Annotated in this window: 11 protein-coding genes and 2 pseudogenes; 10 read left to right on the forward strand and 3 right to left on the reverse strand. The window is 60.1% G+C overall.

Annotated features, from left to right (window positions below; translation table 11 throughout):
* Window positions 1-296: 296 nt before the first annotated feature.
* A pseudogene (locus VSR82_RS20330) lies at window positions 297-874 on the reverse strand (cytochrome b).
* A gap of 595 nt (window positions 875-1,469) precedes the next feature.
* Here VSR82_RS20330 and VSR82_RS20335 point away from each other — a divergent pair.
* From VSR82_RS20335 to VSR82_RS20355, 5 genes and pseudogenes are all read left to right on the forward strand, one after another.
* Window positions 1,470-2,387, forward strand: a complete 918-nt coding sequence (locus VSR82_RS20335; RefSeq protein ID WP_429463035.1) for a mechanosensitive ion channel family protein — start codon at window positions 1,470-1,472, stop codon at window positions 2,385-2,387.
* Between the two features lie 1,289 nt (window positions 2,388-3,676).
* Window positions 3,677-4,018 carry a DUF4148 domain-containing protein gene (locus VSR82_RS20340; protein ID WP_429463034.1) on the forward strand — a complete coding sequence of 114 codons (342 nt, stop codon included), beginning with the start codon at window positions 3,677-3,679 and terminating at the stop codon, window positions 4,016-4,018.
* Between the two features lie 155 nt (window positions 4,019-4,173).
* Window positions 4,174-4,572 carry an RcnB family protein gene (locus VSR82_RS20345; protein ID WP_368582569.1) on the forward strand — a complete coding sequence of 133 codons (399 nt, stop codon included), beginning with the start codon at window positions 4,174-4,176 and terminating at the stop codon, window positions 4,570-4,572.
* An 861-nt stretch (window positions 4,573-5,433) separates the two neighbouring features.
* Window positions 5,434-5,684, forward strand: a pseudogene (locus VSR82_RS20350) (transposase); the annotation flags it as partial.
* 367 nt (window positions 5,685-6,051) lie between these two features.
* On the forward strand, window positions 6,052-6,744 hold the full coding sequence (locus tag VSR82_RS20355; protein ID WP_429463033.1) for a CBS domain-containing protein: 693 nt from the start codon (window positions 6,052-6,054) through the stop codon (window positions 6,742-6,744).
* 116 nt (window positions 6,745-6,860) lie between these two features.
* Here the strand turns inward: VSR82_RS20355 and VSR82_RS20360 are convergent, their stop codons facing one another.
* Window positions 6,861-7,307 carry an SRPBCC family protein gene (locus tag VSR82_RS20360; RefSeq protein WP_410851027.1) on the reverse strand — a complete coding sequence of 149 codons (447 nt, stop codon included), beginning with the start codon at window positions 7,305-7,307 and terminating at the stop codon, window positions 6,861-6,863.
* 223 nt (window positions 7,308-7,530) lie between these two features.
* On the opposite strand from VSR82_RS20360, the gene VSR82_RS20365 reads away from it, so the two are divergent.
* Entirely contained in the window at window positions 7,531-8,265 is a 735-nt protein-coding gene (locus tag VSR82_RS20365; RefSeq protein WP_429463659.1) for a haloacid dehalogenase type II, read from the forward strand.
* Here VSR82_RS20365 and VSR82_RS20370 read toward each other — a convergent pair.
* Entirely contained in the window at window positions 8,248-8,847 is a 600-nt protein-coding gene (locus VSR82_RS20370) for an NUDIX domain-containing protein (RefSeq protein ID WP_498858012.1), read from the reverse strand. The genes VSR82_RS20365 and VSR82_RS20370 overlap by 18 nt on opposite strands.
* A 79-nt stretch (window positions 8,848-8,926) precedes the next feature.
* Here VSR82_RS20370 and VSR82_RS20375 point away from each other — a divergent pair, with 79 nt between their 5' ends.
* From VSR82_RS20375 to VSR82_RS20390, 4 genes are all read left to right on the forward strand, one after another.
* A complete protein-coding gene (locus tag VSR82_RS20375) occupies window positions 8,927-9,682 on the forward strand; it encodes a DeoR/GlpR family DNA-binding transcription regulator (RefSeq protein ID WP_429463029.1) in 756 nt (251 codons plus the stop codon).
* Between the two features lie 209 nt (window positions 9,683-9,891).
* On the forward strand, window positions 9,892-10,692 hold the full coding sequence (locus VSR82_RS20380) for a transporter substrate-binding domain-containing protein (RefSeq protein ID WP_368582575.1): 801 nt from the start codon (window positions 9,892-9,894) through the stop codon (window positions 10,690-10,692).
* A gap of 361 nt (window positions 10,693-11,053) precedes the next feature.
* A complete protein-coding gene (gene treA, locus VSR82_RS20385) occupies window positions 11,054-12,727 on the forward strand; it encodes an alpha,alpha-trehalase TreA (protein ID WP_429463028.1) in 1,674 nt (557 codons plus the stop codon).
* Between the two features lie 74 nt (window positions 12,728-12,801).
* Window positions 12,802-13,170 (forward strand): DUF2784 domain-containing protein, encoded by a 369-nt coding sequence (locus VSR82_RS20390; RefSeq protein ID WP_410851032.1) that lies wholly within the window; start codon window positions 12,802-12,804, stop codon window positions 13,168-13,170.
* The last annotated feature ends 3 nt before the right edge of the window (window positions 13,171-13,173 follow it).

Below are 13,173 nucleotides of genomic sequence, written 5' to 3' on the forward strand. Positions count from 1 at the left end.
TGAGACCGTGCACCCAACAGTCTTTCGCGCTCACAGAAGGGCTCAAGACGCTCGACGCCATGCCCGGACGCTCGATCTTCAACACTCCCGACCGCTTCGGCAACGATTCGCCGTCGGACCTCAAACGGCGGCAGCAATTGTCGCCTGAACCACGGAGGCGACCGTGGAGCAAGCAACGCCCTTTGGGTCATTGCCAAGGTGAGAATGCGGAGCGATCCGGGGACCTGCGCGCGTACGTCGAGCGGCGCAACCAGGGAAGGAATGTCAAACAAGGAGATTTGCTGTTGCCTGAAGCGCTATCTCGGCTTGGAGCTGTCTCCGCTCATTCTGGCCGACTTCGCCGATTCGGCCCACAATGGCTGCGAAACCTGATCGCGAAAGACGAACCGATGCAGTAGCGCCCCTGTAACATGCAAGCAAATCAGGGCGAACAGTACCCACGCAACGACACCATGAACATCACCCATTTCGTGATCGAAGGAGGAGCCGGTCGACGACAATGCGGGCAGTGGGATAGCGGCCGAGAGCAATGTGACGTTCCAGCCACGCGAAGAGGCATTAATCCAACCAAGCAGGGGCACTACGATCAGCAGTGTGTATAGCGCAAACTGCGTTACCGCGGAGATGATGCGCAATGGCCGTGCGATCTTGATGTCCGGCGGTCGATGCGAAATACGCCAGAGAACGCGGCACATCATGGCCGCCAGCAGCACAGTGCCTACCAACAGGTGCCCGGCGATTAGGCCGACCGCCCTCGTGCCGTTATGAACGTCCGGCATGGTCCATGCCTAACTTAGATTTGGGCAGTGACGAGTGCAGCGATTAACCAGTGAAGAAACCGTGAAATGCCATCATAACGGGCCGTGACCGACATAGTCACCTCGTTGGAGAAAGGTGTGGACCGAGCATCGATTCGCCGATTGTACGACTGACGGTATTGCGTTTGGTGTAGACAACGCACTGCGTTACGAACAAAACGTCCCTCTCAGACAGGCGGCAGCCCAATCGAAGTGCTGATGCAACAGCGTGTCAAGCGCTGGATGGTCGAAACCTTCAGCCACCAGCCGCCCGGTCGTCAGCACACCCACGGCGCATTATCTTCATGGGCACTCACGTAGGAAGTTCCGCGGTGCGCCGGCTGACGGCGGTCCACCAACTGCATTGGACTCAATGCCCTCCTACCACGCGCGGAACCTCAAGACTACCCTACGGGAATAAGCCCACGCCATGGGGACACGGGCCCGATGGTCTACGCGAGCGGTCATCGCGCTTGAGCAGGTACGACCCGCGGAGTCCGTCTGACGAGGCTCGTTCTGGCGCGTCTTCCCTGCGCAACGATTCTTTCCTATGCTGAAGCAACGGCGAGGCCGACGGAACTGCTATCGCCGCGTGGTAGGGTCCTCGGCGACAGGCCAGTGCCGTGATACCTAATCTAGCCGCTGTGTCCAATAGAGGCATCACGAATACATATGGGGAATCTTCTCGTCGAAATCAGTCCGGACAGATGGGACTTCCTGCTGGATACGCTCGCCGCGTTCTCGATCCGTCTGTGCGCCGCTGCGGCGATACTGATCATCGGATGGTGGGTCGCGCGCCGCGCTTCGGTGTCGTTGAGCCGCCTTCTCGCGCGTCAACCACGCATGGACGCCACGCTACGACCGATCCTATGCGACGTCGGCCTGTGGGGCGTTCGCATTGTCGCGATTGTCGGCGCGCTGTCGCAATTAGGCGTCCAGACGGCCAGCATCATTACCGTGCTCGGCGCCGCCGGCCTTGCGATCGGTCTCGCGCTGCAAGGCACGATGCAGAACATCGCGGCCGGCATCATGCTGATCGTGTTGCGGCCCTTCAAAGTCGGCGACTTTATCGAGGGCGGATCCGGCAGTGTCGCGGGCACGGTCGTCGAAGTCAACCTGTTCACGACGCGCCTCACCAAACCCGACGGCATCTGCGAATATGTGCCAAACAGCACGTTGTGGAGCAACTCGATACGCAACTTCAGCCGTAATCCGATCCGTCGACTCGACCTCGAAGTGGAGATCTCGATCGATGACGATGTGCATCGCGCGCTCGATGCACTGCGCAACCTCGCCGCGGCCGATCCGCGTGCGCTTACTGATCCCGCTCCACAGGTGATGGTCATCCGCTTCGACGACAGCACGGCGGTACTGAATATCCGCGTCTGGTCGAACACGGACATGTTCTGGACCATGCGCTGGGAACTCGCGCGCAAAGTGCGTCAAACACTGACCGACGCGCAATGTTCGCTGCCGTTGCGCGCCAGAAAGTTGCACATCGTACAAAATGCGACGGCAGCGGCGGCCGCCGATACGCCTGCGGGTCCGGCAGAGGCATCCCAGACCAGAAAACCGGAGCGAGGGGTGTAACGTCGGTTCTTCGATCCCGCAAATTGTTGAATGCACCGAGATCGGAATGCGCGAGCTTGAAACCGAAGGGGTCAATATCAAGCTACCTTTGCGTCAACCCTGGTGAGACGCAACCTGATCGAAAGACGTTGTTCCACCGGGTTGTGAGTGTCGAGGATTCCGGTTGCCCTCGACCTGCCACCGCAGGTCGTGATACATGCCCATGCCCACGCGCGTCTATCGAGCGCATCCATTTCTGCCGCGTTGGACGAAATGGCGCTCGCCTACGTCACGGCTGGCCCCGAAGGCCACTGCATTGACCCTTCTCCACGTCCCGCAACGAGGGTGCAGTGACGGACGATGTAGCAGCAATAAAGGAGGCCGCCGCACATTCAACCAGGTGATTTTTCCGGGATCTATTGCATCGGCGGCGAGAACGAGCGGGGGTTTGTATAACGACCGAGCCCCAACGGTGCTCGACGAACAGGCGATGATCTGTGGAGCTCCGCCTGCACAGCCGCATCGGTTATTGCTCGCCGCTCGAATTTGAAAACCTGCATGCGCCACATCAACCGACATCGCATCGCGGGTTGCTCACCGCCGCACAGCGTCATGGTCGAGCGAAGCGACCCGCCGTCCGGCCGTGGACGACCCGCGAGTCAACTGTTAACGGAGGCTAGCCCGCATCAAAATGGCTGACTACAAATCTGTCCGCGAAACCGGGCCAACGTCACATGTCGCTCAAATTCAATATCGGACGAATTTGCGGATCCTTTGGAGTACCGATGAAGGTTTATGAAAAGCCGTACAGGAACACTTCAAGTCGTCCAGGAACCTCACGTTCTTCGATAACACCGGACGATCCCCGCACCGCATGTTCGATGGCCGGCCTGACGAATCAGCGAATCAGCAGGCATGGCGCATCTGCTCCATCAGCGTGCGCTCGCGATTGACACACCTGCAGCAACAAGGCACGCAGCAGCTTCTTCGATGCGATCGACGCCCACTGTCCGTTGATCACGCGACGGCCCGTTCAACCGCTCGAGCGCGTCGGGCGACGTCAACAATTCCGACTTTGACGTGCGCGAGCGACGACGGCCATTTTTGTCCCGTACCCGCATGCGAATATCATCTAATTCGTGCGGCAAATCGGCGGTGTTGCGTTAATAGGTCCAATTTATTGCATTTCACGCAATAGTCCCTTGCAAGGTAGGTGTTTACCCTTGTTTACTATTTCCTTACACTTCTCTTAACGGTTGAAACCAAGCAGAAGCTTGTAGCGCCAACCAACAACCAAGGAGGTAGTAACCATGAAGCCCCTCGTCAAACTCGCCGCCTTTGTCGCCGCCATCGCCTTCGCTGCTCCGATTACGGTTTTCGCCGCAGCAAGCGCGGCAGCAAACCATCCGCTAACCCGCGCTGAAGTCCGTGAGCAACTGGTCGAAATACAAGCAGCGGGCTACAACCCGGCCCGTGCGAACCCGCGCGAAAATCCAGCGGACATTCAGGCTGCAGAAGCCAAGGTTGCTGCGCAACACGGGGACACGTCCGGAGTGGGTGGCGTCGTAAGCGGTTCGTCGGAAGCGGGCAGCCATGCCTACACGAGCGAAGCAGCTCGGACCGGCCCGGGCTCGGTTTACTTCGGTCACTAACCGGCTGACGGTCGGACGGCCCTGCGTCCGACCGTCTTTCCATCGAAGTGCGCAGAGAGCGTGCGCATTGACCGTCTCCGCTGAACGGCTAGGGAAACATAATCGCCGTCAAACGCCACTGTTTTATTTCGATCAATTCTCCTCTCGAGGCAGCCATGAAATCAAGATTGCTTGCGCAACTCATGATTGCAACCCTACTCGGTGCGTCGATCCCCGCTTTCGCCCAGCCTCACGACAATCAGCATCGCAGTGACTGGTCGGCGCACGGTCCCAAACAACACGACATGCGTCCGCCGCCCGTTCACGGACATGGCCCCATGCCGCATGAGGCCTATCACGGCCGGCCGGGCGGCCCGATGCCGCACGCCGACTGGCGTCAGGGCGATCGGCTTCCGCCCGAGTACCGCAATCGCAACTACGTCGTCGACGACTGGCGTGGTCACGGCCTCCGACCGCCGCCGCACGGTTATCACTGGGTCGGGGTGAACGGAGATTACGTGCTCGCCGCTGTCGCGAGCGGCATCATTGCGGAGGTCCTGTTCTCCGGCCATTAGCATTGGCGGCAACGATGTAAACGGGTTCGATTCATCCGGGCAGATAGCCGACAGATTCGACGATAACTTTGCCAGTGAGATTCTCCGGGTGCCGGATGCGGAGGCTTCGCCTAAGATTACAAAGCAGGATGTGCAGTCTTTTCGAGTTTGCCGGTGATCCTCGGCCCGTTCGCGATGAAACTCCTCCTGATCTATCAAGATCTGCAACCGCCGGTCCGACCGAGTCGCCACGCTGGTCAATTTTCCCAATGTAATGTATGGGCGAATGCTGACGCGCTGCGATCCTCTGATGCCCTTCTAAGTGCCAAGCGAGAATTTGCGTGCGATCTCACGATTGGGTGCCGTATGAGGCGAAGTCTTCTCGGACGCCAGATAACACCTCGAACTGGAAATCGCGCTGAAGCGAGCCTTGAAGCAGCGGCGCTAACTATTGCAAATCAGCCAAAGGTTGATGAAACGTGAGCGCTGCGCGGTGCGGAGGCGACGATACGCTGGTCCAACGAAAAACGAAGCTATCTATGCCGCCGGATCGCTTCTTAGCCATCGCGGATGGAGCGATAGTCTGATCGCAGATATTGATGCATCGCTGCTCGACGAGGCATGCCGACAACATATCAGTGAATGTCTGTGCCCAATACCTCGAACGTCCGGATTCTGTGAGATTCGTCGCTCATATCGTGACGACTCATCGTCTGCAGAACGAGCCATGTTTTGTTGAGTCGATCGAATACAGTCGAACGTGAGGTCCAGTAGATAATGCTTTGAACCTTGCAGCCGTCGTTGAAAGTTCGATGGACGGTGTTGCGCATTGCGTTCCTGAATTGCCGCTGAACGGTGGGTGCTCGAGCCTTCAATGCCAAGACGGGCACCAGGGATACGGGAATGCACTCAACGCAGAAAGTCGGCAACTGGAATTTCGGAATGAAATCGCACGCCTGCGTCGACGCAGACTCAGGACCGGTTCATACAGTCATTGCAACGGCGGCCAATGTGCACGACACCACCGCTGCTTGCACTGACGCCGGACAGCAGGGAATTGAAAAGATGGCGAGGCAGACGCAGCCCGTTGGCATGTTGCGATGAGACCGGGCAAGCGCAGACTACTGGACCGGTGGTCGTTCGGCCCTGACTGCCCGAACCAGGGCCAAGACCGCCGGCATCAGGACCATTTCCAGGCGATGCGATGAGGCATTGGAGACACCTACATTCCGGGCGACCTCAAATATTGCTGCAACGCACTAAGCGACATTCCGGCTGAAACCGACCTTGTCGTTAATCACGTATTGAAAATGGTTCGCCGCCGACGTTGTTGTATCCCATTAGCAGCGGGAAGTTCTGCCTTGTGTTGCGTACCAGCCGGTAAAGTTAACCTACACTCAAGGCGCCTCAGCACCGCGGCCTCGTCCCCGGTGCGTCTGCCGAACTCGCGCGACGCGTGCGACCGATGAGGACCCGTCGCGGCCCGCACAGGAGAAGAACATGCGCGCGCTCGACATCATGACTTCTTCGGTCATTACCGCCACACCGGATATGACCATCCACGACGCAGCGAAGCTGTTCGTCGATCACCACATCAGCGGCATGCCGGTGCTCGGCGCCGATGGGCAGGTGATAGGCATCGTCAGCCAGGGCGATCTGCTGCATCGTGTGGAAAACGGCACCGGGCACGGCAAACGTCGATGGTGGCTCGAACTGCTGTCCTCGTCGGCGCGCGAGCAGGCCGCGAGGTATATCAAGGAGCATGGGCATGTGGTCGGCGACGTGATGTGCGAGAACGTCATTTCGATTCCCGAAGACATGCCGCTGCACCAGATCGCCGACCTGATGGAGCGCCGGCATCTGAAACGCGTGCCGGTGCTGAAGGATGGGCAGCTCGTCGGCATCGTCAGCCGCTCGAACCTGATCCGCGCGCTCGCCTCCGTCGAGCCGATAATCGACACCGGCTCGCACGACGACGCGAGCCTGCGCGACGCAATCGTGCACGAGATGCACGGAAAGCGCTGGGGGCTCGCGAAACAAGGTGTATTCGTCAAGGACGGCGTCGCGCATCTGTGGGGCATCATCGAATCCGATGAGGAGAAGCGCGCGATCCGCATCGCCGCGGAAAACGTGCCGGGCATCAAGCGGGTAGAGAGCCATCTGGAGTCGCCGAGTGTGATTCCGACGATGTAGCCGGCGCGCCCGTCAAAGTGCCGAACCTTCCCGGGTTGAGTGCGGGCGGCGCGGTTTGGGACCGCGCCGGGCTCGCTTATTTGCTGGATGACGGAGCAAGCGACCGCTATTGAATGTCAGTCCGGGATCTCCGGCTCGACCAGCTTCGCCAGTTGCGCGAGCGACTCCTGCCAGCCGAGGTAACACATCTCGACCGGAATCATCTCGGGAATGCCCTCCTGCACGATGTTCAGTTCGGTCCCGCACGACACCTGCCGCAACGAAACGGTCGTATGCATCTGACCGGGAAGATTCGGATCGTCGAAAGAGTCCGAGTAGCGGATCTTTTCGAACGGCACCAATTCGAGGTACTCGCCGCCGAACGAGTGACCCTTGCCCGAGCCGAAGTTATGAAACGACATCCTGTAGGTGCCGCCGACGCGTGCATCCATCTGATGCACATCGCAGGTGAAACCATACGGCGGCAACCATTTCGCGATCGCGGCGGGTTCGAGGAACGCTCGATAGATACGCTCGGGCGTCGTGCGCAAAACACGGTGGAATTTGACGGTTCCGGTAGCCATGATGAGTGTGCCTTTCACTGGAGGGGTTGAACATACTGTCACGACGCGCCGCCGTTGCGGGAATCGACACGCGCGAGACCAGGCAAAACCCTGGACGGTTCTCAGCACCTGCGCGGCTCCTCGTTCATGACGACCCATGCGTCCACTCAGCCGCGATGCCACCAACGCGTGCGTTCTTTTCGCCTAAGATGGATTGTTCGTGCCATACCCGCAAAGGACAATTATGGGCGTCGACTCGACCAGCCAAACCACCATCAAAGCTTTGGTGTTCGATGTGTTCGGAACCGTGGTTGACTGGCGAAGCGGCGTCGCCCGTGAAGCGCAACCGTTTCTGCAGCGGTACGCGCCGAATCTCGACGCATCCGATTTCGCAGACGCATGGCGACGCGAGTATTCGCCCGCGATGGAAGAGGTGCGAAGCGGACGCAGACCGTATGTGCGACTCGACGTGCTGCACCGGGAAAACCTCGTCAAAGTGCTGACGCGTTTGGGCATCGTCAACGTTACTGAACCCGAGATCGATGAGTTGAACCTCGCCTGGCATCGGCTGGACCCGTGGCCCGATTCCGTCGACGCATTGCAGCGCCTGAAGGCGCGCTTCATCATCGCGCCGCTATCGAATGGCAACATTCGCCTGATGGTGGACATGGCAAAGCGTGCCGGTCTGCCCTGGGATGCCGTTCTCGGCGCCGAAGTCGTCCGCGCTTATAAGCCCTCGCCGCGGGTCTATAGCGAAACGGCGGAAATTCTCGGCATCGCACCGCGTGAGCTATGTCTCGTTGCCGCGCATAACAACGATCTCGCCGCTGCCCGGCGCGTCGGTCTGAGCACCGCGTTCGTGCTGCGGCCCACCGAGCATGGCCCGCAGCAGACGAGCGATCTGAAGGCTGAAGAGGCGTGGGACTTCGTCGTCGGCGATCTGCACGAACTCGCGACGCAACTAGGCTGCCCGCGCTGACGCAAACCCACGTAAAGCGACGTACTGCAACAACATGATCGTCTTGCCGTCGACGATTTCCACTGCCTCGACCGCTCGCAACGCGGCTTGCAACGGCATTTCGATCACCTCGACATCTTCCCCTTCATCTTCGACGCCGCCGCCATCGTTGACGCGCATCGACGCGTCGTACTCGCCGACATAGAAGTACAGCTTTTCGGTCACGGAACCCGGGCTCATGTAGGCCTCGAAAACCTTGCGGACCTCGCCGACGCGATACCCGGTTTCCTCCTCGACCTCGAGCCGGATGCGCTCTTCCGGCGAAGCGTCGTCGAGCAATCCGCCCGGCGCTTCGATCATCATGCCGTCGTGACCGTTCACGAACGCGGGCATGCGGAATTGGCGCGTGAGTATCACGTTGCCGGTGCATGGACTGTGCAGCAGGATCGTCGCGCCGTTGCCGCGATCGTAGGTCTCGCGGTTCTGGCGCTGCCAGGTTCCGTCGCGGCGCAGGAAGTCGAAGGTCACTTTCTTCAGCGTGTACCAGTCGTCCGATAGCAAGGTCGTGCCGACGATGCGTACCCGGTCTTTCGTTGCAATCATGGTGCCTCCTGTCGAGCATCGACGATGATTCATGGTATCGTGCAACTTCGTGCAATTTCAAGCGATTTCGTGCAATCGAATGTTGACCACCCAACGCAAGAAAGCGATCCTCGACGAGCTGGCGCGCAACGGGCAGGTGCTCGCTGGCGAGTTGAGCGTGGCCTTTGGCGTGTCGGAAGATACGATCCGCCGCGATCTGCGCGAACTGGCCGCGGAGGGGCGCTTGCAGCGGGTCCACGGCGGCGCGTTGCCGGCGTCTGCGGCGCTCGCGTCATTCGAGCAGCGTCAGGACATCGAGACGCTCGCCAAGCGGCGCATCGCGCGGCGAGCCGTCGAGCTGATCGTGCCGGGGCAAACGGTGATCGTCGACGGCGGCACCACGTCGGCGCTACTGGTCCAGGAGCTGCCGGCCGATTTGCGCGCGACCATCGTCACGCACAGTCCGAGCGTCGCGACGGCGCTAGCCGCGCATCCTTGCGTCGACGTGATCCTGATTGGCGGGCGGCTCTACAAGCATTCGATCGTGGCGGTCGGCGCCGCGGCAATGGAAGGCATTTCGCGCATTCATGCCGACCTGTACTTCATGGGCGTGACCGGCGTTCATCCGAGCGCAGGGCTGAGCACCGGCGACTTCGAGGAAGCCGCGATCAAGCGCGCGCTCGCCGCGCGCGCGGCGGAAACGGTCGTGCTCGCGTCGGCGTCGAAACTGAACGCCGCGTCGCGGTTCGTGATCGGTGAGATCACGCTCGCGCAAACCATCGTGGTCGAGAAGAAGACCAGCGCGGAATTGACGAAGCCGATCGAAGCGGCTGGGGTGAGCGTGGTGAGGGCGTAGGGTGTCTTCACGAATTGACCGATTCGCATGATCGTGGGCTCAAAGCGTCGCTCCCCGCTCCGAACAAAGATAAAACAGACGACTTTTGGAGTGCTAGGATGACGCCGCACCCCGACAGGTTCCACGAAACGGAACAGTCGGGGGTGTGAACACGATGATGAAATCGTTGCGTTGTGCAGCCTGATACTCAAGTACAGAGGAGACACTCAATGAAACTTTCGAAGCTGCTGATTAACGCGCTAGCCATCTCCGCCTTCAGCTTTACCGCAATCGCGGCTCATGCCGAAGATCTGCTCGACTCGGTCAAACAGGCTGGAGTCCTGAAGATCGGTCTAGAAGGCACCTATCCGCCGTTCGACTCGCGCAACAAGGACGGTCAACTGGAAGGCTTCGACGTCGATGTCGCGAAAGCCCTGGCAGCGAAGCTCGGGGTGAAACCTGAGTTCATTCCGACCGAGTGGAGCGGCATTATCGCGGCGCTGCAGAGTGGCAAATTCGACGTGATCATCAATCAGGTCACCATTACCCCGCAACGCAAACAGGTTCTTGATTTCAGCCAGCCGTACACGTACTCGGCCGCGCAACTGATCCAACGGGCGGACGACAAGCGTGAGTTCAAATCGCTCGATGAATTCAAGGGTGACAAGAAGATCGGCGTGACGCTCGGCACCAACTACGACCAGATGGCGCGCGCAGTGCCCGGCATCAACGTGCAGACTTATCCGGGCGCACCCGAGAAGCTGCGCGATCTCGCCGCCAAGCGTATCGACGCGACGATCGACGACCGGCTGATGCTGCCGTACATCATCAAGAACTCGCAATTGCCTCTGCGTACAGGCGCGGTGTTAAAAGGCGCCGATCAGGAAATGGGCATCCCGTTCCGCAAGGACAATCCCAAGTTCGCGAAAGCAATCGACGATGCGCTGACCCAAATGAAGCAGGACGGCACGCTCAAGAAGATCTCGATGCATTGGTTCGGCACCGACGTGACGCAGCCTCTCGCGCAGTAAATTTCTCGTTGTTCCCCCGTACCCGCGCCGGCCTGCAGAATGGTCGACGCGGGTACGTCGCTTGCTCGGCGAGCGGTTTTTCTCGCGCAATCGCTCGCAATCAACGCTTCCATTGCTTCGAATCACGAAGCACGCGCAGATCCGCGATTGCGCGCAACCTCCCCTTCGTTCATCACGTTTCATTCTTCATGCTGAGTGCATAGAGGATGTGCTGCGCCGCAGTTGCCTGATGCTTCGAAAGCGTGCGATGCTTTCGGAGCCGTTGATCCGGCCACCTCGTGCCGGACTCGAATGTCGTCGGAAGACGACGTCGAATGGCGTGCGAAGAGACCAGTGACATGCCCACAACCTTGGAGGCATCATGAGCATTCAATCACTGTCTCGCACCAGCACCGCATCCAAAGCACATCTCTTCCCCAGCTCGAATAAGTACTTCGTGCCGCGACGTTCGCCGATCACGCTCGGCGTCGCCTGCATCGCCACGCTCGTGTTCGCATCCGCGAACTGCCTGGCCGATACCCAGGTGGGCGCCGCGCTGCCGCCCGCGCCTGACATCCTGTACGGCGATCTGTTCGTCGCCGTGCAAACCGCGCAGATCTTCAACGATCAGAAGACCTTCGTCGACTCGACGCCGAATGGCAGTCCTGCCGCGATCGTGCAGCTATACGAAACGCAGAAGAACCAGTCCGGCTTTTCTCTACAGAAATTCGTCAGCCAGTACTTCACTCCCCCGCCCGATCAGAGCATTACGCCGCCGCCCAATCAGAGTCTGCGCGAGCACATCGACTGGCTGTGGACCGGCCTCACGCGCACGACGACGAGCGCACCCGACTACAGCTCGCTGATCCCGCTGCCGAAACCGTACGTCGTGCCGGGCGGCCGCTTTCGCGAGGGCTACTACTGGGATACCTATTTCACGATGCTGGGGCTGCAGGAGTCCGGACGTGAAGATCTCGTCGACGATATGCTCGACAACTTCGCGTACATGATCGACACGTTCGGCCATATCCCGAACGGCAATCGCACGTACTATCTGAGCCGCTCGCAGCCGCCGTTCTACTCGTATATGGTCGAGCTCGCGGCGCAGAAGGAAGGCAATAAGGTCTATCAGAAGTACCTGCCCGAGCTGCGCAAGGAATACGCGTACTGGATGCAGGGTTCGACCAGCACGCCGCGCGGCGGCGCGACGCGCAATGTGGTCGTGCTCAACGATGGCACGGTGCTGAACCGCTACTGGGACGAGCTGGATACGCCGCGCGACGAGTCCTATCTGGAGGACGTGCAGACCGCGCAGGCAAGCGGCCGGCCGGCCAACGAGGTCTACCGCGATCTGCGCGCAACCGCCGAAAGCGGCTGGGATTTCAGCTCACGCTGGTTCGGCGACAACCAGACGCTCGCCACGGTACGCACGACATCAATCATCCCCGTCGATCTGAACAGCCTGTTATTCCATCTCGAGACGACGATCGCGCGCGGCTGCTCGACGACACGCGACTTCCATTGCGTCGCGCAGTTCATCGGCTACGCGGCACGGCGCGCGGAAGGCATCAACCGTTATCTATGGAATAGCAAGGGCTACTACGGCGACTACGACTGGCAACTCGGCAAGTCACGCGATAACCAGACACCGGCGATGCTGTATCCGCTGATGGCCGGCGTGGCGTGGCCCGATCGCGCGTGGAAGACTGCGCAGACCGCGCAGAACGTGCTGCTCAAGCAGGGTGGCCTCGCGACCTCGATCTATAACACCACGCAGCAATGGGACGCGCCGAACGGTTGGGCGCCGTTGCACTGGATCGCGATTCAGGGCCTCAAGCGCTATGGACGGGCGGACCTCGCTCAGTCGATCGGCACGCGCTTTCTCGCGGACGTCCAGAACGTCTACAACACGCAGCACAAGCTCGTCGAGAAGTACGTCGTCGAAGGTGCGGGAGAAGGCGGCGGCGGGGGTGGCGAGTATCCGCTGCAGGACGGCTTCGGGTGGACCAATGGCGTGACGTTGATGCTGCTCGATCTGTATGGCAACGGGCAGTGACGCGCCGCGGCATGGTCAGGCGAGTGCACTGAGGTCGGCTTTATGATTCCAGACACATCCCCAGTGGAAACAGAATGATCTGGCTCGCCAATCTTGTTCTCGTAGTGCACGCGCTGATCGTGGTGTTTATCGTCGGCGGACTATTCGCGATCTGGATCGCCCACGGTTTGCGACTCCCGTGGGCGCGCAATCGCGTGTTCCGGACGGTACATGTTCTCGCCATCGGTATCGTCGCGACCCTCGCGGTGCTCGATGTGCCGTGCCCGTTGACCGTGCTGGAGGACTATCTGCGCACGGGCACGGCGGGTCCGCAAGGCTTCATACAGCGCTGGGTCAGCGCCTGGCTGTATTACGACTTTCCGCCGTGGGTGTTCGTGGTTGCCTATGTCGCGTTCCTGCTCGCGGTGCTTCTTACCTGGTATCGAATTCGGCCACGCGCGTGACTC

It is taken from the genome of Burkholderia sp. JPY481, assembly GCF_038900515.1.
GTDB classification, from domain to species: Bacteria; Pseudomonadota; Gammaproteobacteria; order Burkholderiales; family Burkholderiaceae; genus Paraburkholderia; species Paraburkholderia youngii.

Coding starts and splice junctions, on each gene's coding strand:
- VSR82_RS20345 (WP_368582569.1), top strand. CDS start 4,174: ATGAAATCAAGATTGCTTGCGCAACTCATGATTGCAACCCTACTCGGT.
- VSR82_RS20360 (WP_410851027.1), bottom strand. CDS start 7,307: ATGGCTACCGGAACCGTCAAATTCCACCGTGTTTTGCGCACGACGCCC.
- VSR82_RS20380 (WP_368582575.1), top strand. CDS start 9,892: ATGAAACTTTCGAAGCTGCTGATTAACGCGCTAGCCATCTCCGCCTTC.
- VSR82_RS20375 (WP_429463029.1), top strand. CDS start 8,927: ATGTTGACCACCCAACGCAAGAAAGCGATCCTCGACGAGCTGGCGCGC.
- VSR82_RS20335 (WP_429463035.1), top strand. CDS start 1,470: ATGGGGAATCTTCTCGTCGAAATCAGTCCGGACAGATGGGACTTCCTG.
- treA (WP_429463028.1), top strand. CDS start 11,054: ATGAGCATTCAATCACTGTCTCGCACCAGCACCGCATCCAAAGCACAT.
- VSR82_RS20365 (WP_429463659.1), top strand. CDS start 7,531: ATGGGCGTCGACTCGACCAGCCAAACCACCATCAAAGCTTTGGTGTTC.
- VSR82_RS20340 (WP_429463034.1), top strand. CDS start 3,677: ATGAAGCCCCTCGTCAAACTCGCCGCCTTTGTCGCCGCCATCGCCTTC.
- VSR82_RS20390 (WP_410851032.1), top strand. CDS start 12,802: ATGATCTGGCTCGCCAATCTTGTTCTCGTAGTGCACGCGCTGATCGTG.
- VSR82_RS20370 (WP_498858012.1), bottom strand. CDS start 8,847: ATGATTGCAACGAAAGACCGGGTACGCATCGTCGGCACGACCTTGCTA.
- VSR82_RS20355 (WP_429463033.1), top strand. CDS start 6,052: ATGCGCGCGCTCGACATCATGACTTCTTCGGTCATTACCGCCACACCG.